15 protein-coding genes are annotated in these 22,620 nt (G+C 58.4%); 10 read left to right on the top strand and 5 right to left on the bottom strand.

All coding sequences use genetic code 11. From position 1 onward, the window contains the following. Window positions 1-6: 6 nt before the first annotated feature. From VL547_RS15585 to VL547_RS15605, 5 genes are all read right to left on the bottom strand, one after another. Complete coding sequence (locus tag VL547_RS15585) at window positions 7-702, bottom strand: LytTR family DNA-binding domain-containing protein (RefSeq protein ID WP_325579439.1); 696 nt, start codon at window positions 700-702, stop codon at window positions 7-9. A gap of 9 nt (window positions 703-711) precedes the next feature. After that, entirely contained in the window at window positions 712-2,856 is a 2,145-nt protein-coding gene (locus VL547_RS15590; protein ID WP_325579441.1) for an ATP-binding protein, read from the bottom strand. A 34-nt stretch (window positions 2,857-2,890) separates the two neighbouring features. Beyond that, entirely contained in the window at window positions 2,891-3,202 is a 312-nt protein-coding gene (locus VL547_RS15595; protein ID WP_325579443.1) for a hypothetical protein, read from the bottom strand. A gap of 90 nt (window positions 3,203-3,292) precedes the next feature. Beyond that, window positions 3,293-3,859 (bottom strand): hypothetical protein, encoded by a 567-nt coding sequence (locus VL547_RS15600; protein ID WP_325579445.1) that lies wholly within the window; start codon window positions 3,857-3,859, stop codon window positions 3,293-3,295. Window positions 3,860-3,861: 2 nt separating this feature from the next. Beyond that, window positions 3,862-4,875 carry a LacI family DNA-binding transcriptional regulator gene (locus VL547_RS15605; protein WP_325579447.1) on the bottom strand — a complete coding sequence of 338 codons (1,014 nt, stop codon included), beginning with the start codon at window positions 4,873-4,875 and terminating at the stop codon, window positions 3,862-3,864. A 176-nt stretch (window positions 4,876-5,051) separates the two neighbouring features. Between VL547_RS15605 and VL547_RS15610 the strand changes: the two genes are divergently transcribed. From VL547_RS15610 to galA, 10 genes are all read left to right on the top strand, one after another. After that, entirely contained in the window at window positions 5,052-5,399 is a 348-nt protein-coding gene (locus tag VL547_RS15610) for a cupin domain-containing protein (protein WP_325579449.1), read from the top strand. A 23-nt stretch (window positions 5,400-5,422) separates the two neighbouring features. Next, the gene (locus VL547_RS15615) at window positions 5,423-6,595 is read left to right on the top strand and encodes an alginate lyase family protein (RefSeq protein WP_325579452.1); all 1,173 of its coding nucleotides are present in this window, start codon (window positions 5,423-5,425) and stop codon (window positions 6,593-6,595) included. 22 nt (window positions 6,596-6,617) lie between these two features. Continuing rightward, window positions 6,618-9,695: a TonB-dependent receptor gene (locus tag VL547_RS15620; RefSeq protein WP_325579454.1), complete on the top strand. Its 3,078-nt coding sequence runs from the start codon at window positions 6,618-6,620 to the stop codon at window positions 9,693-9,695. 10 nt (window positions 9,696-9,705) lie between these two features. After that, complete coding sequence (locus VL547_RS15625; RefSeq protein WP_325579456.1) at window positions 9,706-11,133, top strand: RagB/SusD family nutrient uptake outer membrane protein; 1,428 nt, start codon at window positions 9,706-9,708, stop codon at window positions 11,131-11,133. Between the two features lie 87 nt (window positions 11,134-11,220). Beyond that, a complete protein-coding gene (locus tag VL547_RS15630) occupies window positions 11,221-11,859 on the top strand; it encodes a hypothetical protein (RefSeq protein ID WP_325579458.1) in 639 nt (212 codons plus the stop codon). A gap of 11 nt (window positions 11,860-11,870) precedes the next feature. Then, window positions 11,871-12,710 (top strand): nucleotidyl transferase AbiEii/AbiGii toxin family protein, encoded by an 840-nt coding sequence (locus VL547_RS15635; protein WP_325579460.1) that lies wholly within the window; start codon window positions 11,871-11,873, stop codon window positions 12,708-12,710. Between the two features lie 163 nt (window positions 12,711-12,873). Then, entirely contained in the window at window positions 12,874-15,960 is a 3,087-nt protein-coding gene (locus VL547_RS15640; RefSeq protein WP_325579462.1) for a SusC/RagA family TonB-linked outer membrane protein, read from the top strand. Window positions 15,961-15,970: 10 nt separating this feature from the next. Further along, window positions 15,971-17,503, top strand: coding sequence for a RagB/SusD family nutrient uptake outer membrane protein (locus VL547_RS15645; RefSeq protein WP_325579464.1), 1,533 nt, complete (start codon window positions 15,971-15,973; stop codon window positions 17,501-17,503). A gap of 1 nt (window position 17,504) precedes the next feature. Beyond that, window positions 17,505-19,976 carry a membrane or secreted protein gene (locus VL547_RS15650; protein ID WP_325579466.1) on the top strand — a complete coding sequence of 824 codons (2,472 nt, stop codon included), beginning with the start codon at window positions 17,505-17,507 and terminating at the stop codon, window positions 19,974-19,976. 5 nt (window positions 19,977-19,981) lie between these two features. Next, window positions 19,982-22,620 (top strand): beta-galactosidase GalA (gene galA, locus VL547_RS15655; protein WP_325579468.1); only part of this gene is annotated, 2,639 nt, incomplete at its 3' end.

Here is a 22,620-nt window from a genome sequence, read left to right on the forward strand (position 1 = left end):
CCGGAGCTAAAAGATATTCATCCGGTCGTTGAGTTTCGCGCGATACGCATCTGCCACCGGGATGGGCTTGCCCTCGATGACGATGGCGCCGTCCTGGATCGTGTCGATCTTGTCGATGGCGACCATATAGGAACGATGGGTCCGCAGGAACTTCGACGGCGGGAGCCTTTCTTCCAGCGCCTTCAAGGTATTGTGCACCGCGTAGAATTTTTCTTTGGTGAACAGCTTGACGTAGTCGCCCATCGCCTCCGCGTACAGGATATGGTCCAGCTTTAAACGCCGGACGATCGTCGAGTCCCGGATAAAAATGAACTCGTCGTCGAGGACGTTGGTATCCTCGCTGCCGCTGTCCAGGAGGTCCCGGACTTTTTCGATCGCCCGGACAAAGCGCGCGGGCGTCACCGGCTTGATGATATAATCGGCGACGTTCAGCTCGTACGCCTCTACCGCGTAGTCCCGCTTGGAAGTGATGAAGACGATGATCGGACGTTTGTCGCCCAGGTTTTGCGTCAGCTCCAAACCCGTTATCCCGGGCATTTCGATGTCGAGCAGCAGGAGGTCTACCGGGGCCGTCTGGAGGAAATTATAGGCTTCCATGGCGCCGGCGCACTCGGCAGCCACGGTCAGGTCGCCGATCTGCGAAGCAAGCTGCCGGAGCGTCGCCCGCGCAATTTTGTTGTCGTCTACGATCAGCACATTCATGCCATAAATTTAGGGAAAACCCATCAGCCGGCGGGCTTCCTCCAGCGCGCCCAGGCAAGCCACCCGGACGGCGTCGATGTGGGCGGCGGCTTGAGATTCCGTCAGCTCCTCGTATTCAAGGGCGTCCAGGTCGGGCTGTAGCCTTTCCAGCAACCCCATGACGGCCAGGTTGTTCTTCATGTGGTGGGCCGTGCGCCGGCGTGCCTGGACATCACCGCTGGCCAACGCGTCCAGGTCGCCCGGCGTCTCGCTGATAAACTGTTCCGTGACCAGGGTTTCGTATTCCCGGTTGCCCTTGCTGACCTCTTTCATATAACCCAGGTCGATGTACCGGAATTCCTGCGCGAAGCGGACGATCATGTCGTAGAGGTCTTTTTCCCGCAAGGGTTTTGACAAGTATTCGTTCATGCCGGCGGCCAGGCATTTTTCCCTTTCCCCCGCCATCGCGTGCGCCGTCATGGCGACGATGGGAATATCGAGACGGAGCTCGCGCCGGATATAACGGGTCGCCGCATAGCCGTCCATCTCCGGCATTTGGATGTCCATCAGGACGAGATGGTACGAGCCGTTTACCAGGGCGCGGATCGCTTCCATCGCCCCACCCACGATGTCAAAAGAGAACTGCCACCCGGTCAGCAGGTGGCGCAGGAGGTTTTGGTTCATGGCGTTGTCCTCGACGACGAGCAACCGGGCCGGGTGGAAATGCCGTTCCTCGACTTCAGCCATCGCTTTTTCCGCCAGGGGTTCCCGGTGCAGCGCGTAGGGTATGGTGAAGTAAAACCGCGTCCCCTTCCCCGGTTCGCTGTCCACCTCGATGTGTCCTTTTTGCAAGGTCACCAGGTCCCTGACGATGGACAGGCCAAGACCAGTGCCTCCATACCGCCGGGCTGTGGAGCTTTCAGCCTGTTGGAAGCGGTCGAAGACGAGGGGCAGCTTGCTCTTTTCAATGCCGATGCCGGTATCGCTGACCGTGAAGTGCAGCAGCAAACCGCCGCCGCCCCCCGGACTGCCAAAGACGTCCAGGTCGATATGCCCCTTTTCCGTGAACTTCACTGCGTTCCCGAGCAAATTCACCAGGATTTGGGTAAGCCTCATCAGGTCCCCGTCAAAGAGGTCGGGCAGCGTCTCATCGACGGTCATGCGAAGCTCCAGCCCCTTTTCCCGTATTCGGTTGCCGAACATGACCTTCACCGAGCCGAGCATGTTCCGCAGGCTGAACGGGACGCTTTCGATACGGATCATACCTGCTTCGATCTTTGAAATATCCAGGATGTCGTTTACGATCGCCAGTAGGTTTTCACCCGACCGGTCGATCGAATCTATAAACTCCGCCAGCGCCGCATCCTTGTTTTCGTTCTTCAGGAGCGCCGTAAAACCCAGTATACCGTTCAATGGCGTGCGTATCTCGTGACTCATGTTGGCAAGGAAGTTCTCCTTGACCTTTTCGGACGCATCGAGCTGCCGGATCACCCGGTTCTGGTGCATGATCCGGTTGACGATAAACCAAAAGAATATGCCCCCGCTGACCACGCCCACGATCACCAGCAGCACCTCCAGGCGTTGCACCTGCCGCCCGTCCTCGGTGATGGACTGCTGCAGCTCGGTCAATGACCGCTGGCGCTTGCGGTAGATATTCCGCGTCAGGAGGTCTATCCGGTTGGAGTCCCGTTTTGCCAGCGGGCTGGTGGCGAGTATGTCCACGGGGAACCGGCCGCCGGAGCGGTATTCCGATAGCAGCTCGTGGGACAGCGCCTCCTTCCGTTTGCTCAGCACGGCCAGGCCGTCCAGGTAAAAACGGATGCTGTCGTCTTTGAATACCCGGCGTAGCGTGTCCAGGTTGACCACGGCCTCCGCCACCAAATCGTCCACACCCACCAGGTAGCTCGTATCCCGGGTAGCTACCGACGCCCTTATCCTGCTTTCGCTGGAAAGAATGTCCCGTTCCGCCTGGCGGAGGGCATTGCCGGCCCTTAATTCGTCCGCCAGCTGCTCGTTGCCTTCGATCAGCCGCCGTATGCCTTTGCGTGAATTGTACTGGAGCGCAAATAACAGCAAGGCGCTGGCGATAAAGGCGCCAAGTATAAAATAGACAAACCGGTTGTTGGTCATCGTCATTAAATGTACCAAAAACCCCGGGCCCTGGTATGTCGCCATCGTTTTGAATTTTTAGTGCTGGTCTGGGGCCTGCTTAGGCCGCCCGGCCGGGAACATACAGGTCCGCCGGCAGGTCCTTCAGCAGCGGGTCCTTCTCGTGTTTGACCCAGTGCCGCCACATATAGCGAATCACGCAAAAGTGTGAGAGGGCGCTCACATATAAATAGGCGATCACCGGCGACCCGAACCACAGTACCCTGTGGTCTATCAGGCCGAACAGCGGCACCAGGACAAAAATGCCTACGAATCCGCGGATAAAAGATTCTTTCAGACCGACGTTGAGCATTAGGTCGGTGCCGATGAAGGTCCCGTGGTGTTTGGGAAGGGAAAGAACTTTGGGTTCCATAACTGTGTTTTTGGTACCCTAAAGCTATCATCGTTGCGAACCGGCCATTTTCCGCAATCGGTGAATCGGCAAAACCCGTCGCCGGAGGGTCTACTTTAGCCGCCGATAGGTCCGCAGCACGATCCACCCCGCGTCCACGACCGCGCCAAGCGTACACCCGTACGCTATGAGGCACTCGACCTGGTAGTCCGGCATAACGCCCGACCGCATCCGGAAAAATCCCGCGGCAGCCACCGCCATGATCCAGATCCCAAGTATGTAATAGGAGCCCTGCCGGACTACGGCCGCCAGCGGGATGAAGTGCAACCCGGCGACCCCGGCGAAGGCCGGTATGACCCAGGTCTCATAACCCAAACGCAGCAAGGCTACCCAGGTGACCATAATGGCGATACCCTCGAAGATGAAGATGAGGGCATAGTTACGCGCGCGTCGCCGTCCCGGCGCCGCTACATCCGGCAGGTCGTCCTCCCTGCCATACAGGTTCTCGGACACCAGCGTCAGGGCCACCACGATGGCCAGGACGATCCCGCCGGTCAGCGCATAGTCCGCAAAATTGATGGCGTACTCGCCGATCAGTACCCAGGCCATGGCGAAGATGATCATGTGATAGATCTCGCCCCTGACTCCTTCTACGTCGTTTTTGGTAATGGGTTTCATATCTACAATCTTTTTGATGACTCCCTTACGATCAACCGGGGTTTGAGCACCTCCTCCACCATCCGCATATCCTCGTTGTTGTGCATCACCTCGATAAATAGTTTTGCCGCCGCCTTTCCCAGTTCAAAGGAGGGCATGTCCACGCTGGAAATCGCCGGCGTCAGCAGCCGCATCACGGGTTCGTTGTTAAAACCCACCAGGCCGATGTCCTGCGGCATCGACAGCCCCTTTTCCTTGATCGCCAGCATGGCTCCCAGCGCCATGCGGTCGCTGATGGTAAAGATGGCGTCGGGCCGGCGGCGTTGCGCCAGCAGCTCCTGGGTCGCATAGTAAGCGTAGTCCTGATTGAAGTCGCAGTGGATGACCAGTTTTTTGTCGATGGCTACCCCGCGGCGTTTCAGCGACCGCAGGTATCCCTCCACGCGGGTGTTGCTGACCCCTAGGTTGGCGGGGCCCGCCAGCATGGCGATGCGTTTGTACCCCTGGTCGAGCAGGTGTTCCGTCGCCAGGTATCCGCCTTCCTCATTGTCGAGCCGGACGCTGGGCGCGCTGAGCTGCGGCGTGACGCGGTCGAACACCACCATGGGCAAACCCCTGGCCTGGATTTTCTTGAGGTGGTCGAAAATTTTTGTCTCGCTCGACACCGATACGATAAAACCATCCACCAGGCTGTCGAGCAACCGCCCCGTGTTCAGGATTTCCCTGCCGAAGGACTCGTTGCTTTGGCAGACCATGACCGTATACCCGGCTTCCAGTGCGACCTCGTCGATACCGCGGATCATGGTCGACAGGACATAGTCCAGGTTGGGCGCGATGACGCCGATGGTGTGCGTCTGCTTTTGCCGGAGGCTGAGGGCAAGCCGGTTGGGTTGATAGTGGAGCTCCTCGGACAAGAGCAGGACGGCTTGTTTGGTTTCCGGACTGATGTCCGGGGCGTTCCGCATGGCCCGGGAAACCGTCGAGATCGACAACCCCAGCCGTAAAGCAATATCTTTTATGGTAGCCGGTTTTTGCATGGGCAAATATATGCGCCGGAAGCGTTACCGGTAACGTTACCGGTTAAATATTATCAAAAATACGACACAAAATGCCCACTCAAATTAAAATGTCATTAAAGAAGCTGCCATAATATTAGAAAAAATAAAACGAGGCCCCGCACCCAAACCCCACGGCGGCAATTTAATATTGACCTATGATGCTAAACGGCCTGATTAAAGGTTTTATCAACGACGAAAGCTTGCCCTGGGAAAGCGCAGGTGAAGGGGTTCAACGGAAGATACTGGCGTATGACGACCGGCTGATGCTGGTCAAGGTCCGTTTCAAAAGCGGGGGCGTAGGCGCCCTGCACCGGCACCCCCATTCCCAGATTACTTTTGTCGACAGCGGTGTTTTCGAGATCGAGCTGGACGGGACCAAACAAATCCTGAAGGCCGGCGACGCCTATTATGTAGCCCCGGAGAAACTGCATGGAGCGGTGTGTATAGAGGATGGGATGTTGATAGACGCTTTTAGCCCGAACCGGGAGGACTTCCTGATCTAGTTTATAATACCATACGATTGCTGATGAAAAGGACGCTATTTGCCATATTATCGTGTTGCGCCGCCGTCTGCGAAGGGCGCGCCCAGATGCAGCTGTTGTCGAAATCCGACATCGTCAAGATCGACCCGGCTGTACTGCAAACGCACAGGCGTCGCCCGGACGAAGCCGCTATCCGGCGTCTGAAGGCCGAAGGCGACGGTCTCCTTTCCTGGGGACCCGTGAGCGTGATGCAAAAAGACGGCATGCCCCCCAGCGGTGACAAGCACGACTATATGAGTATCGCGCCCTATTTCTGGCCCGATCCCTCCAAGCCTGGCGGTTTGCCGTATATCAACAGGGACGGGGACGTCAACCCCGAGGTCAAGCAGTACCAGGACAAAGACCACATCGTAGACCTCTGTTCCAATGTATATACCCTTGGCCTGGCCTGGTATTTTACCCGCGACGAAAAATACGCGAAAAAAGCCGCGGAGCTGGTCCGCGTCTGGTTCCTGGACACCGCTACCCGTATGAACCCGAACCTGAACTACGGGCAGGCGGTCAAGGGGGTTACGCCGGGCCGCCAGTACGGATTGATCGAGACCCGGAACTTTATATTCCTCATCGACGGCCTCGACCTCCTGCAAACCTCGAGATCCTTTACCGCCGCCGACCACGCCGCGTTACAAGGTTGGTTCAAAACTTTCCGGACCTGGATGTACACCAACCCCCTGGGCGTCGCCGAAATGCACGGAGGGAATAACCACAGCGTCTGGTTCGACGCCCAGGACCTGTCGATGGCGCTATACGTGGGCGACACCAGCGACGCGCGCCGGATAATCGCGCGCGCCGAAGGACGCCTCGACACCCAGATGAACACCGACGGTCTCTTCCCCGAGGAGCTGAAGCGCACCACTTCACTGCACTATTCCGTCTTTATCCTGAACGCCTTCTACGTCATCGCCCAGCTGTCGGAAGGACTCGGCACCGACTTCTGGACGCTGAAAACCGCGGGCGGTAAAACCTTGCGACAGGCCTTCGACGCCCTCCAACCCTATATCGAGCAAACAAAAGAATGGACGGGTCCGCAGATCCATCCCTTCAACTTCCACGACGCTGTCCCCATCCTGCTCAGGAGCCGGCAGCACTATGGCTGCCAGACCTGTGGCGACGCCATAAAGAAAATAACCGACGACCCGATGATCGACCTTCTGTAGTTTTTTTTAAATATTGATTGCTATGCCAAAACTTCTTCACGTATTGTTGTTGACGCTGCTGTGCGCGCCCGTTTTCGCGCAAGACCGCGCGCAAGTCCGGACGCCGGACCACAAAGTATCCGGGGTGGTGCTGACCGCCACCGGTAGCCCCATCCCCGGCGCGACCATCCAGGTCAAGGGATCGAACGCCAGCGCCCTGGCGGGCAACGACGGCTCATTTGCCATTGAGGTAAAACACAAAGGCGCGGTCCTTATAGTCTCCGCCGTGGGGTACGCCACCCTGGAGATCGAGGCCGCCAGCGCCGGCAAAATCACCCTCAAGCAGGAAGCCAAAGGCCTGGAAGACGTGGTCGTCGTGGGTTACGGCACCACGCGTAAAAAGGACCTGACCGGCGCGATCTCTTCCGTGTCTGTCAAGGACGTGGACAAGGAGCCGGTGATCGGGACCTCCCAGATGCTCGAAGGACAGGTCCCCGGCGTACAGGTATCCCAAAACCAATCTCAGCCCGGCGGCACGGTCTTTTCCATCCGTATCCGCGGGACCAACTCCATCAACTCCAGCAGCGAGCCGCTCTACGTGGTGGACGGTTTCGCCGGCGCGACCATCAACGACATCAACCCCTCGGACGTGGCCTCCATCGACGTGTTGAAGGACGCCAGCGCCACAGCCATCTACGGGAGCCGGGGCGCCAACGGCGTCGTGATGATCACCACCAAAAGGGGCCGGCCCGGACGCTCGCTTACCATCGACGCCTATACCGGCGATCAGCAGGTCGCGAAGCAATATAAGATGATGAATGCAAACCAGTTCGGCAACTACCTGGTCACGCTTCAAACCCAGCAGAACCAGCTCAACAATACGACGATCCCGCTGCCCTACACGCAGGCCCAGGTGGACGCCATGGGCGCCGGGACCAACTGGCAACACCAGATTTTCCGCGTCGCGCCGACCTCCAATATGTCCGTAGGAATGAGCGGCGGTACCGACAACAGCCGGTACTACCTCAGCATGAGCTACTACGACCAGCAGGGAATCATCATCGCCTCGGACTACAAACGGGGTGTCATACACTTCAACCTCGATCAATATATGGGAAAGGTTCACGTAGGCGTCTCTTCACAGGCTTCCTACGACTACCAGAACGCCCCCACCGTCAACACAAGCGGCGGCGGCACCACGCCCAGCGTGCTTTGGGACGCCGTGCGCTTCAGCCCTATCCTCGGTGTGCGGGACAGCACGGGCGCCTACACGTACGTCAACGGACCCGGCCCCATCGTTTCGCCCATCGGCAACCCGGTGGCCTACGCCAACGAAGCCAGGGACGGCGTCTACAACCTCCGGACCTTTGCCAACGTTTACGGCGACTATGAAGTGATCCCGGGTCTGCACCTGAGGACCACCTTTGGCATCGACTACACCAACGGGGGGGAACGTCAGTTCGTGCCCACAGACCTCTACGTCGCTTCAGCCAACGGCGGCTCGGCGTCGCAAAGCTCCAGCCAGAACTATTCCTGGTTGAATGAAAATACGCTGACGTACGACCGCACCTTCCACCGCATCCACGCCGTCAACGTCGTAGGCGGTTTTACCTTGCAGCACTGGTATCAAAAGAGCTTCGGAGAGGGCATCACCAACCTCTCCACCAACGCCGAGAGCTACAACAACCTGGGGGTCGGTACGCCGGGAACGCCCAATTCGTCCTACCAGGACAATGCCCTGTCTTCCTGGTTCGGCCGGTTGAACTACCGGCTCATGGATAAATACCTCTTTACGGCAACCCTCCGCGGCGACGGCTCGTCTCGTTTTGGCGTGAACAACAAGTGGGGCTATTTCCCCTCGGGCGCTTTCGCCTGGAGGGTTTCACAGGAAAAATTCGCCCAGCGCTGGACGTCGGTCAGCGACCTGAAGCTGCGTACCAGCTATGGCGTGACGGGCAACCAGGAGATCGGGGACTACCAGTCGTTGTCGAGCTATTCTACCAATACGTATTCCCTGGGCGTCAATCCAACGCCCGTAGTCGGTATATCGCCCAGCCGGATCCCGAATCCCAGCCTCAGCTGGGAGTCCACGGCTTCCTTCGACGCGGGCGTCGACCTGGGGCTCTGGAACAACCGGGTGGTGTTTACCGGCGATTTCTATCATAAGAAGACCTCGAACCTGCTGTTAAACGTTACCATACCGTCGACCTCCGGCTACTCCAGCATCCTGGAGAATGCGGGCGCGGTCCAGAACCAGGGTTTCGAGCTGGGTATCACGACCCGCAACGTCGAATCGCGGCGCGTCAAGTGGACCACGTCCCTGAACTTCTCCACCAACAAGAACAAGGTGCTCAACCTCGGGAGCAACAAACAAATCTACGCCGGCGACCTCAGCGGCAGCGTCTTCCCTTCGGCCACTTTCAAATCGGGTATACTGCTCGTCGGCCAGCCGATCGGCTCGTTCTATGGGTACGAATTCGGCGGCGTCTGGCAGACCCAGCAACAGATCAACGAGAGCGGCACCAAACAGGCGGTCAAGCCGGGAGACCCGATCTATAAGGACCTGAACGGGGACAGCCTGCTCAATGGCTCCGACAGGGCCATCATCGGCCACGCGCTACCCAAGTTCATCTATGGGATGACCAATACCGTGAGCTACGGTCGTTTTACCCTCAATGTCTTTATACAAGGCGTCTATGGGAACGACATCCTCGACGAGAACCTCTACGAGGTCGAAAACGGCTCGCCGAATTTCAACCGGCTGGCCTACGTCGGAACGGAAAGCTGGACCGGCCCCGGTACCAGCAACACCCTGCCGCGGGTCAGCAGCACGCTGAGGAGGAGCACCGGCATCACCAGCGACGTGATCAAGAACGGCAGCTTCCTCCGTTTCAAGACGGTGACGCTCTCCTACGAGCTGCCGCTGCCAAAGGTGACCACGGTATTCAAATCGGCCACGATCTACGCGACGGTGCAGAACCTGCTGACCATCACGAAATATCCCGGTTACGACCCCGAGGTCAACTCTTTCCCGACGAGCAACTCCCTTTCCCTGGGGACCGATTATAACGCTTATCCGAACTACCGCACCTACTTGTTGGGCGTTCACTTTGGATTTTAAAATAATAAACATGAAGCAAGCCATCCTTTATATCGCGCTGCTGTCCTGCGTCGCCTGTAACAAACAGCTGATCGAAACCCCGCACAGCTTCCTGACGCCCTCCAACTTCTACAAAACCGCCGCCGACGCCCAATCCGCTCTCAACGGCGCCTTTTCGCCCCTCCAGGCGCAGACCTATTACCAACGGACGGTCTATATCATCGCCGAGCCCATGGACGCCTGGTATCCCAACCCGATCTCGGGAGATAGGGGAGACCTGTACGCCGGCACCTACACCGGGACCAACAGCGAAGTCACCAACTGGTGGACCAATATCTACAAGCTCGTCAAGAACGCCAATGACGTGATTGCCTATGTCCCTGGGATCAATATGGACGTAAACGCGCGCAACAACATCGTCGGTAACGCCACCTTCCTAAGGGGCATGGCCTATTTCGACCTGGTCCGCGCGTATGGAGACGTACCCCTCGTGCTCGGGCCCAATTCCGACTCGGTGTCGCTTTTCCCCAAACGCACCCCCTCCGCCCAGGTCTACCAGCAAATCATCGCCGACCTCCAGAACGCCGAAACCAATTGCGTCCACCTCGGCCAGATACCCAGCGCCCAGGTAGGCATGGTGTCGAGCGAGGCCGCCTCCGCCATGCTCGCCCGCGTCTACCTCCAGCGCGGCAGCACCAGCTTTGCCGACCCCCAGGACCACCAGAACGCCCTGGCCGAGTGCAACAAGGTCATCGCCTATTCCCAGGCCAACCCCACCGTCCTAACCCTGGTGCCCAGCTACGCCAGCATCTTTAACGTCAGTACCAAGAACGGCCCCGAGTGCATTTTCAGCATCCAGTTCGGCGCCGCCCCCAACCCCGTCAACCTGACCAACCGGATGTTCGACCCGACCACGCTGCCCCAGTTCGGCGGCTACGGCTCGCTCGTCGGCCTGAACTCCTATTACAGCTCCTTCGACCCCGAAGACACCCTCCGGCGCAACGTCGACATCGGCACCAACTCCGGCGGCTTCCATTGGATATCCAAGTACCGCGACCCCGGCGTAAAAGCCGGCGCCAGCGGCCGCAACAACTGGATCGTCCTCCGCTACGCAGACGTCCTGCTCATGCAGTCCGAGGCCCTGAACGACATTAACCCCACCGACCCCACCAAGTTCAACGGCATCAACCAGGTCCGGACCCGCGCCGGTCTCGCAGACAAGCTCCTCAGCTTTACCACCACCCCCGGCCCCGACGACTTCGTCACCGCCCTCGTCAACGAACGCAACTGGGAGCTCGGCGCCGAAGGCCAACGCCGCTGGGACCTCATCCGCCTCGGCCGCTACCAATCCATCAAGGCCGCCCAGGGCTATACCATCGACAACAACCATCTCCTGTTACCCCTTCCCCAAAGCGAGCTGGACGTCAACCCGAACCTGACCCAGAATCCCGGATACTAATCCGGGCCCTTTCGACCAAAATGTATAATTTTAATAAGTTAATCGATTTTTTCCCGATTATCCTATTAAAATTATACATTTGCATATATGGATATCAGGCAGAATTTGACAAGCCAATCGACTCAGCCCATAACCCATCAATGGCTGATGTCGCTCCTAAGGGACTATAAGCGTCCCAATGACAAGGTGCTTGATCTTGTTCGTCTGCAATGGCTTCAGCCGGTAAAAAGGGGGATCTATATCGCTGGCCCGGCGCTCGATGCGGACAACCCGGAACCATTTCTACTGGCCAACCACATCCTTGGACCAAGCTATGTCTCCCTGGAGAGCGCCTTATCTCATCATGGTCTTATCCCAGAACAGGTCTTTGAAATCGCATCTGTAACCGTAAAGGCCTCCCGTAGGTTTTCCACACCTGTTGGCGTGTTTTCATATACAAGGTTACCCTTACCCTATTACGCCTTTGGCATACAGCAATGGAAACTGACCGACCGGCAATTCGTCATGGGCGCTTCGCCTGAAAAGGCATTGTGTGATAAAGTGATTACCACTTCCGGACTCGTCTTTCGGAGCAAAAGCGCTGCAAAAGATTGGCTGCTGTCCAATATGCGGATGGGAGAGGAGGAGCTAAAGGCATTGGATATACCGGCTATCCGCCAATGGCTTGCCGATGCTCCTAAAAGCGACAGCCTTGAAAAAATGATAGAAACAATAGCCTCGCTATGATTAGGGAATGGATGGAAGAATACGACCCCAGGAATCAGGATCAGGCCATGCAGGCCTTGAGGGAAATCATGCAGGACACCGCGCTGGCTGCGCTCTCGAGATCTGGATTCTTCGAGAAAGCGGCTTTCTACGGGGGAACGGCATTGCGTGTGTTCTATAACCTTCCGAGGTTTTCAGAAGACCTGGACTTTTCGTTGCTCCAACCAGATGAGCATTTTTCATTGGACCATTACCTGTCCGCTATCAAACTAGAATTTGCCGCGCTGGGCATGGAGGTCTCGGTCGGCGAAAAAACCAAAACCAAACAAAATAATATAGAATCGGCTTTCCTGAAATCGGAAACCCTTTGGAGAGAGCTGATACTGGAAGGCGTCATTCCTCAAAATGGCTTGGATCAGGTTGCAAAAATCAAAATAAAGATAGAAATTGATACACGCCCACCCTCGGGATTTATCACGGACGAGCAACTTTTACTAAAACCATTTTCCTGTTATATAAAATGCTTCTCCTTACCGGACCTGTTTGCCGGTAAAATGCACGCCTTTTTGTTCAGGAAATGGGGCGCTAACGTCAAGGGCAGGGATTGGTTCGACTTGGAATGGTATATCCGCAGGGGCACCCCGCTCCATCTGGAACATCTTCGACAAAGAGCAATAGATAGTGGCGATTGGTCGCCCGCGGCGCCGCTGACGTCCGCGGAATTCCGGGAATTGCTGGATGAACGCATCGACACGGTCGACATGTCCAGGGTAAAGGCGGATATAAGCCGGTTTATCCCCGATCAGAAAGTATTGGCAATCTGGTCAACACGCTATTTTCATGACCTGGCCGACCGGTTGGTGATCGGGTAGCTCTAATTCGGAATATGGGACTTTTGCTCTATCGTACACTTTTAGCCCATTTGTACACCCGATTTTTGCACGAACGAACTAAAATAAAGAACGCCACGACAATTCGCTGATTTTCAAGCAATCTACTTTTGAGGCAGTAAACGATTACATAAAAACTGCCACAATGAAAAAACGATTGCTTGTCCTAATGGCCATATTACTATGGTGTCTGCGTATGCAAGCGCAGGAGCGCACCACCTCGGGCCAGGTCACGGACGCCAACAACCATGCTCTTGCCGGGGTCACGGTAACCGTCAAAGGCAGGAACGTAGGAACTTCCACCAACGAAAACGGCAACTTCACGCTAAAAACCGCCCCCGGCGACGTCCTGGTGTTCACTTCCATCGGCTACACCGCGCTGGAGCAAAAGGCCACCGGTAACATGTCCGTCACCCTCCAATCCCTGACCGCGAGCCTCGGCGACGTGGTGGTCGTCGGGTACGGAACCCAGCGACAAAAGGAAATTACCGGGTCTACCGTTGCCATCAAGGCCGAAAACCTTCCAAAGACCGCCAGCACTTCCATCAACAACCTCCTGCAGGGCCAGGCCGCCGGTCTCAACGTAGACCAGCGGACGGCCCAGCCGGGAGGCGGATTGAACATCAATATCCGGGGCCAGGGGTATCCCCTGTACGTCATCGACGGGGTTCCCCTGTTTAACAACCAGGCCGCGGAACCCGCGATCACCAGCGGGGGCAGCTCCAACGAGCTGGGCTTTAGCGGCGGTATCGACCGGGACCCCCTGGAGAACATCAACCCCAACGACATCGAATCCATCGAGATCCTGAAGGACGCCAGCGCCACCGCCATCTACGGATCGGCGGCGGCCAACGGCGTCATCCTGATCACCACCAAACGGGCGAAGACCAACGGCGTGGTGACCACGGAATACCAGGGCGGGTATACCCTCCAAACCGCCAAGCCTTACTACCACCTGCTCAACGCAACCGATTTTGAGAAACAGGTCAACGCTCTGAACTACGATCAGTATCTGTACAACAACAAGATGGGACCGTATGGGAGCAACACATCCGGACCTACCTTTAATCCCGTCTTCAGCCAGGCGCAGATAGACACGGCTGGTAGCGGCACCGACTGGCTCAAGATGCTGATGCGGCATGGGAGCATCGACCAACACAACCTTTCGGTTACCTACGGGAACGACATGACGCGTGTGTTCACGTCCTTCAACTATTACAACAACCAGGCGTTGCTCAAAAATTCCAACTTCGTCCGGTACACCGGCCGCGCGAACATCGAGCAAAAACTCAACAGCTGGGTAAAGCTGGGCGTCGACGTGACCTTTAGCCAGATCAACAGCAACAACGCCTCTTCCGGGGCCGGCGGCCAGGGAGAAAAGTACAACGCCCTCCAGGCGGCGTACGCCTATTCGCCGGCGGTCGGAGTCTACGACGACGCCGGGAATTTTACGCACACCCTCAACACCGAGATCATGAACCCCGCGGCTTTCCTTACGATAGCGGACAAGCTGCAGACCGGCCGCGTGCTGGCGGCGCCCAGCCTGGATATAAAGATCCTCGATAACCTGAAGGTGGACCTGGTCGGCGGGATCGATAAGACCAGCTCCAACCGGCAATTCTTCCTGCCTTCCAAAGCGCAGAACTTCCTGTATCCCACCGGGCTCGCCCAGCTCTCCACGCAGTCGATCCAGAATTATAGCGCGGAGGGATATGCCACTTACAACAAGAGCTTTGGAGACCACAACTTTTCGCTCGTCGGCGGGGGCGGGTACTACAAAAGCTTTAACACCAGCACGTCGATGCAGGGTGTCGGGTTCTTTACCGACGCGCTGGGTTACAACGACATCGGCCTGGGGACCAACGTCGCCCAGAATTATGAGCAATCCTACCATTCGCCGGACCTGGTCAAGATTTCGCAATTCCTGCGCCTGAACTATTCCTATAAATCGAAGTACATCCTGACCATCAACAGCCGCCGGGACGGGTCGAGCGACTTCGCGGTCAACAAGAAATATGGCATCTTCGGGGGCGCCTCCGGCGCCTGGCGGATCAGCCAGGAGTCGTTCCTGTCACATTCCAAGGTGGTCTCCGAGCTCAAGCTCCGCGCGGGGTACGGGACCGTGGGTGACGACGCCGGGTTGAACGCGCTCAGCCTCTATTCCACGGATGGCGGCAGCTTCCTGATCGGGAGCGGGAACGCGGCCACCTTTTATCCGAGCGTGTCGGTGTCCCAGCTGGCCAACCCCAACCTCACCTGGGAGACCATCCGGTCGACCAACCTGGGGCTGGACTACGGTCTGTTCAACAACCGCATCACCGGTACGGTGGACCTGTTCCGCAACGACCGCATCCACCTCCTCAACTCGGTTCCCCTGCCCGCCAACAACGCGGTCAGCTACCTGAACGTCAACATCGGTTCCCAGCGCAGCCAGGGCGTGGAGTTTTCTATCACGTCCAAGAACATCGTCTCCCGCACCTTCCGCTGGGAGACCTCGTTCAACATCTCCAACTATGTCAACCGCTGGCTGAGCCGCGACCCCTACGTACAGCTCGAACCTTATCAGAAGGTGAACGACCGGACGGACGAGGTCTACGGCTGGAAGACAGCAGGGATCATCAAAAGCGCCGGCGACGTCCCCAACTATATGCCCAACGCCACCGTGGGCAACATCATCTACCAGGACATCAACGGCGACAAAACGCTGGACTCGAAGGACGTGGTCAAGCTCGGGCACTCCGCCCCGGCCTGGAGCTTCGGGTTGACCAACCGTTTCAACTACGGCAATTTCGACCTCTCGGTCTTTTTGTACGGCAAGCTGGGGATGTACCTCCAAAGCGACTATGCGGCGAACGGCTTTTACCTGGCCGGCCGCATGGCCACTACCAGCGCCCAGAACTCCGTGCAGGGAATCAAAAACGTCTGGACCGCCGCCAATCCGAACGGCATCTACCCGGGCGTGGCCCAGAACCCGTATGACGGCAACAACCCCTCGGGTGTAAACAACTTTTTTTACCAGAATGTCAACTACCTCCGCTTTAGCAACATCATGCTGGGTTACACCCTCCACGCCAGAAAGGTGATCCAGGCCGCGAGGATATACGCGGGCGTGCAGAACCTCGGGATATGGACCAACTACAAGGGCTACGACCCCGAGCTGGCAGCCCAGGGCACGCCGAACCCTTATCCCCAGGCCCTTTCCAGCACCATAGGCATAGACGTCACCTTTTAAAACATATACCATGAAACTCCTCACATATATCCCGGCTTGTGGCGCGCTGCTTGTTGCGTGCCTGCTGGCTCCCGCCTGCAAGAAGGCGCTCGACACCAAGGAATACTCGGCCCTGACGCCCGAGAATTTCTACCAATCGACCGGCGACGCCAACGCCGCCCTCATGACCCTGTACGTCCCCTTTACCAGCAACTGGGGCAACGACGACCCCGGTACCTCCGGTCCCACCTGGTACGCGGGCCTGTACAACGCGGACATCAAGACCTACTTTTCCAAGTCTGAAGTCGGTACCGACGAAGTGACCAATACCGCCACCGACGGCAACACCGGCCCACTGGTCAACTACACCTGGGGCCCGAGCACCTGGACGCTCGCCAGCGGGGCCGAGGCGACCTACTCCAAGATCAGCTACGTCGCCAAAGCCACCGACATCATGACCGCCATAGGGGCTTCCTCCGCGGTACCCGACGCCGTTAAGAAGCAATACATCGCCGAGGCCCAGGCGCTCCGGGCGTGGTTGATGTACGTGCTCTATGACTTTTATGGTCCGGTCAATGTCAAGGTCAACGAAGCCACCCTCACCGATACCGCCGAAACCGCGCGCCCCAGCGATACGGCCTATGTCAACCAGATGATCGGCGACCTCAACCAGGCCATGCCCAACCTGGCCGTCGATTATAACGGCGACGCCGCCAACTGGGGACGCATGTCGCAGGGGGTCGCCAAAATGCTGCTCCTGAAGATTTATATGATGAAAAAAATGTGGCCCCAGGCCCAGGCGGCCGCCCAGGACATCATCAGCATGGGCGTATATTCCCTGATGACCGGCCCCGGCTCCTATGCCGCCATTTTCAATACCTCCGGCGGCTCCGGCTCGAACCCCGAAGTCATCTATGGCGTACCGGCGAACCAGTCGTCCCCCAACTTCTGGCCACAGGAAGTTTTCCCGCAGGACTTCGCCTCCGCCGAGCCGATGGTCGCGCCCAGGGCCGTGGGTTGGATCACCCAGTTCATGCCGTGGGCTTTTTACAACAAATATGACGCCGGCGACCAACGGCTCACGACCATCCTTAGCAGCTATACCAACACCAGCGGGGTCGTCAAAAACGAGTCCAACGGCATGCCCGGCGCCATACCGCTGAAGTATACCGCCGTCCAACCCGGTCTGGTGGGCCAGAACCTGGACGTCGTCGTCTTCCGTTATGCAGACGTGCTGCTGTCTATGGCCGAGGCGATCAACGAGCAAACCGGTCCGGCCGGCGCCTACGCTTATGTCAACCAGGTCCGCGAAAGGGCAGGGGTGAGCGATTTTGCCGGGATGACCCAGGTCCAGCTCCGTCAGGCCATCCTCGACGAACGCGGCCGTGAATTATACTGCGAAGGCCTCCGCCGCCAGGACCTGATCCGCGCCGGCGTTTATATATCCACCGCCGTCGCCGCGGGCAAAAATGCGCAACCTTACGACGTTCTTTTTCCTATACCCGAAAGTGTAATTTTACAAGGCCGCGGGATCATCCAGCAAAACCCCGGGTATACCAACTAATATGAAGCGCGCGCCTCTCCTCTTGACCCTCCTGCTGTGCACGCAACTACATGCACAACTTGTATACGTCGATAAAAGCGGCATCCTGCGTTGGACCAAAACCCAGCAGGAAGCCGCCTTCTTCGGCGTCAACTACACTGTTCCCTTCGCCTACTCCTATCGCGCCCACAAGGCCCTGGGCATAGACCCCGAAGCCGCCATCCGCGCGGACGTCTACCACATGGCGCGTCTGGGTCTCGACGCCTTCCGCGTCCACGTATGGGACACCGAGATCACCGACTCCCTGGGTAACCTGCTGGAAAACGAGCACCTGAGGCTTTTTGACTTCCTTATAGCCGAGTTGGAAAAACGGCACATCATGACCATCATGACGCCGATCGCGTTTTGGGGCAACGGCTACCCGGAACGGGACGAGCGCACCCCGGGGTTCTCCCGGGTATACGGAAAGTCAAAAGCCACCGCCAACGACACCGCCATCCGCGCCCAGGAGAACTACCTGAAGCAATTGTTCCGTCACGTCAACCCCTACACCCACCATACCTACACCGACGACGAGAACATCATCGCCGTCGAGCTCAACAACGAGCCCAGCCACAGCGGCCCGAAGAGCGGCGTTACCGCGTACATCGACCGCCTGGCCGCGGCCATCCGGAGCGTGGGGTGGACAAAGCCCCTCTTCTACAACATTTCCCAGTCGCCTTATTACGCCGACGCCGTGGCAAAAGCTGCCGTCGATGGGCATAGCTTCCAGTGGTACCCCACCGGGTTAGTGTCCGGCGCCGAGCTGACCGGCAACTTCCTGCCCAACGTAGATACGTACCGGGTGCCCTTCGACACCATACCCGAATTCCGGAACAAGGCGCGGATGGTGTATGAATTCGAAACCGCCGACGTCCTCAAGTCCTATATGTACCCCGCCGTGGCCCGCAGTTTCCGGACCGCCGGTTTTCAATGGGCCACCCAGTTCGCCTACGACCCGATGGCCCTGGCGTACGCCAATACCGAATACCAGACCCACTATTGCAGCCTGCCCTATACGCCCGGCAAGGCCATCAGCCTGCTGATCGCTTCGGAGGTCTTCCATACCGTGCCGAGGGGCAAAAGCTATGGGGCCTATCCGGCCGACACGGTATTCGACGCCTTCCACGTGAGCTACCGGGAGGACCTCAGCGAAATGAACACTGCCAAAAAGTTTTACTACACCAACAACACCTCAACCCAGCCGATCGCCCCCAAAACGCTGGAACACATCGCCGGCGTCGGGAGCTCGCCCATCATCCATTACACGGGCAGCGGCGCCTACTTCCTCGACAGGATCAGCCCGGGGGAATGGTCGCTCGAGGTCATGCCCGACATCATCCGCCTCCGCGACCCGTTCGGGCCCCCTTCCCCCGACCGGGAAGCTATACGTGTTCAATGGGACGAGAATGCGATATCGATCGACCTTCCCGGTTTGGATCGCGACTTCGACGTCTATAAGTTCGTCGACGCCGGGATCATGAGGACGACCGGCGCCAGTGATGGAACCATAAACATCCGTCCCGGTGCATACGTCCTGATCCGCCATGGCGCCCCTCTTCAGGACTTAACCGCGGAATCGGGCGGGTTTTACGCCCCGCAGCCGCACGACACGTCGCTTTTCCTCCGCCACGACCCCTACCAAACCATAACGGCGGGCAACCCTTTCACGATCGACGCCGACGTCGCCGGTCTCGACACCGGTCACGCCTATCTCGTAATCGGCCGCCTGGGCGGTCGCCAACCGTCGTGGATACCCATGGAGCGCCGCTCCGCCACGCACTACACAGCGACCGTCCCCGCGTCCCTCGTCACGCCCGGCGCGTTGACCTACCGGATCATCCTGCAAAAGGGCAACGCCTACGCCGCGTTCCCCGGCGACGTTCCCGGCAACCCCTTTGCCTGGCAGTACCATCACGACGAAGCCTGGACGACCTATGTCGCCGCTCCCGGCGCCCGGTTGACCCTTTTCGACCCCACGACCGATCACAACGCCTGGGTTTATCCCGGGTTCGCGCGAGGCTTTCAAACGGCGTATATTACGGGTGAGATCCCCGAACACCTGGTGCTTCAACTCGCCGGGACGCATACGATGGGCTTGCAATATGATTTCCTGAAGAAAACGACAGGCCGCCTCCCCGACCTCTCCACGCTCGATCAGCTCGTCATCCGGGCGCGCGGCACCGGTCGTGCGCACGTTGTCCTCACCGACGGCGATGGCTTTTCCTACGGAACCGACATCACCCTCGGCAGCGACATGCAAGACCTCGTCCCGCAAAACTGGCAGCCCGACTCCTGCTGGCTGATGCCCCGGCCTTACCCCGGCTTCCAGCCCCTTTGGTTCAAAGCCGCTGGCTCATTTCCACCTTTCTCGCTCTCCAACATGGAAAAGGTTCAAATATCCACGGAAGGCGGCAATCTCGAAATCGCCTCCATCTGGCTTGAGAAAAAATAAATGCTATGAACAGAATCCTCGTTTTGGCCTGCTTACTGTTTACCACGGCCCTATGTTCCGCCCAAAGAGTGCACCGCGATATCGACGGTGGCTGGAAGTTCCACTTTGGCTATGCCGGCGACCCGTCCAGGGACTTCAACTATGGTGTTGCCACGATTTTCTCCAAGACCGGGGGCGCCCGTGGTACCGCCGTCGACGCCCGTTTCAACGACAGTACCTGGCGCACGCTCGACCTGCCCCACGACTGGGCCGTGGAGCTGCCTTTTGCCAACAGCGCCAGCTTCGACGTGGAATCCCATGGCTACAAACCCGTGGGCGGCCTGTTCCCCGAAACCAGCATCGGCTGGTACCGTAAGCACTTCAGCGTGCCCGCCCAGGATTCGGGACGCCGTTTTCAACTGCAATTCGACGGGATATTCCGCGACGCGCGCGTCTGGGTCAATGGCTTTTACCTCGGTAACAACCTCAGCGGCTATCTCGGCGTATCCTACGACATCACCGATTACCTGCGTTTTGACAAGGACAACGTCATCGTCGTCCGCGTCGACGCCTCCCAATACGAAGGCTGGTTCTACGAGGGCGCCGGCATTTACCGCCACGTCTGGCTCAATGAATACGACAACGTCCACATCCCCGACGGGGGCCTCTTCGTCCATACGGCCGGCGACGCGGTCACCGTGGAGACGACCGTCGAAAACCAGGGACTTTCGGCTTCGCGCGCGACGGTGTCCTCCTATATTACCGACCGTAACGGCCGCGTATTGGGCCGGACCAAGGCAGTACCGGTAACACTTGACGTCAACGGTCGTCAGACCGTGCGCCAAACCATTACTGTCGCTTCGCCGCGCCTTTGGTCGCTCGAAGACCCCTACCTCTATCGCGTTTATTCCGTAGTCGCCTCCGGCGACAAGACGCTCGACAGCCGCGGCGCCCGCTTCGGTTTCCGGACGCTGGCGTTCGACGCGGACAAGGGCTTTTTCCTGAATGGAAAACACGTAAAGATCCTCGGTACCGACAACCACCAGGACCACGCGGGCCTCGGCAGCGCGCTACCCGATTATATGCAATACTACCGCATCCGGACGCTAAAGAACATGGGCGCTAACGCCTACCGGACCAGCCACAACGCGCCCTCCGAAGCCCTGCTGGATGCCTGCGACAGCCTCGGTATGCTGGTCCTCGACGAGAACCGCCTGCTCAACAGCAGCCCCGAATACCTGGACCAGTTCGAACGGTTGATCCTGCGCGACCGGAACCACCCGTCCGTTTTTCTTTGGTCCATCGGGAACGAAGAAGGCTGGGTACAGGCGAACGGCAACGGCAAGCGCATTGCCCAGACCCTGCTGGCCAAACAACAGGAGCTCGATCCGACGCGGACCAGCACCTATGCCGCGGACATGGCCAACTGGTTCCCCGGTATCAACGAGGTCATTCCCATCCGCGGCTTTAACTACCGGCAATACGGCGTAGCCGACTATCACCGCGACCATCCCCACCAGCCCATTATCGGTACCGAGATGGGCAGCACCGTTACTACAAGGGGGATCTACGAACGCGACAGTATCCGTGGGTACCTCCCCGACGAAGACATGACGGCGCCCTATTGGGCAAGCACCGCTGAAACCTGGTGGAAGCTCGCCGCCGTGAACGACTACTGGTCCGGCGCCTTTGTCTGGACGGGTTTCGACTACCGCGGGGAGCCTACGCCTTTCCGCTGGCCCAACATCAATTCGCACTTCGGCCTCATGGACGTCTGCGGTTTTCCGAAAAACATATATTACTACTACCAATCCTGGTGGACCGACAAGGACGTGCTCCATATCTCCCCGCACTGGAACTGGGGTTACCGCCGTGGCAAGCCCATCGACGTGTGGGTCAACAGCAACGCCGACAGTGTCGAGCTCTTTCTCAATGGCGTCAGTTTGGGCGAAAAGGACATGCCCCGGGATGGCCACCTCGTGTGGTCCGTCAACTATGCCCCCGGTTCCCTCGAAGCCATCGCGCATAAAAAAGGCCGCACCTTCAGCACAAGCGTTGAGACGACCGGTCCTCCTGTGGAAGTCGTCCTGACCCCGTACAAAACGACCATGCTCGCCGACGGCAAAGACGCCGCCGTCCTCAATATCAGCGTCGTCGACAAGGAAGGCCGCGTGGTCCCCGACGCGGACAACATGATCCGTTTCTTCATCAGCGGCCCCGGTAAGATCATTGGCGTCGGTAACGGCGATCCCAGCAGCCACGAGCCCGATAAGTGCGCCGACGGCGCCTGGCAACGCAGCCTCTTTAACGGTCACTGCCAGGTCATCGTCCAGTCCACCGGCGACCCCGGCGCCATCAGGTTCGAGGCGCGGGCCGTGGGGCTCTTCGCCGGTACTACGGACATCCTCACCGTCTCACCCGGGAGCGTAGCTACCCTGACCACTGACCCGCGATATATATCCAGCAGCCCCGCGCCCGCCATCGCGACCGAAAAAATCCTTGGGGCCGACATCTCCTTCCTCCCCCAGCTCGAGGCCCGTGGCATGCACTTTTCCGACAAGGGTGTCGACAAGGACCCTATCCTGATCCTCAAGGACCACGGCTTTAACTATATCCGCCTGCGCATCTTCAACGACCCTGCCCGCGACAGCGGTTATTCGCCGGG

Origin of the sequence: Dinghuibacter sp. (assembly GCF_035492835.1) — a bacterium.
GTDB lineage: Bacteria > Bacteroidota > Bacteroidia > Chitinophagales > Chitinophagaceae > Dinghuibacter.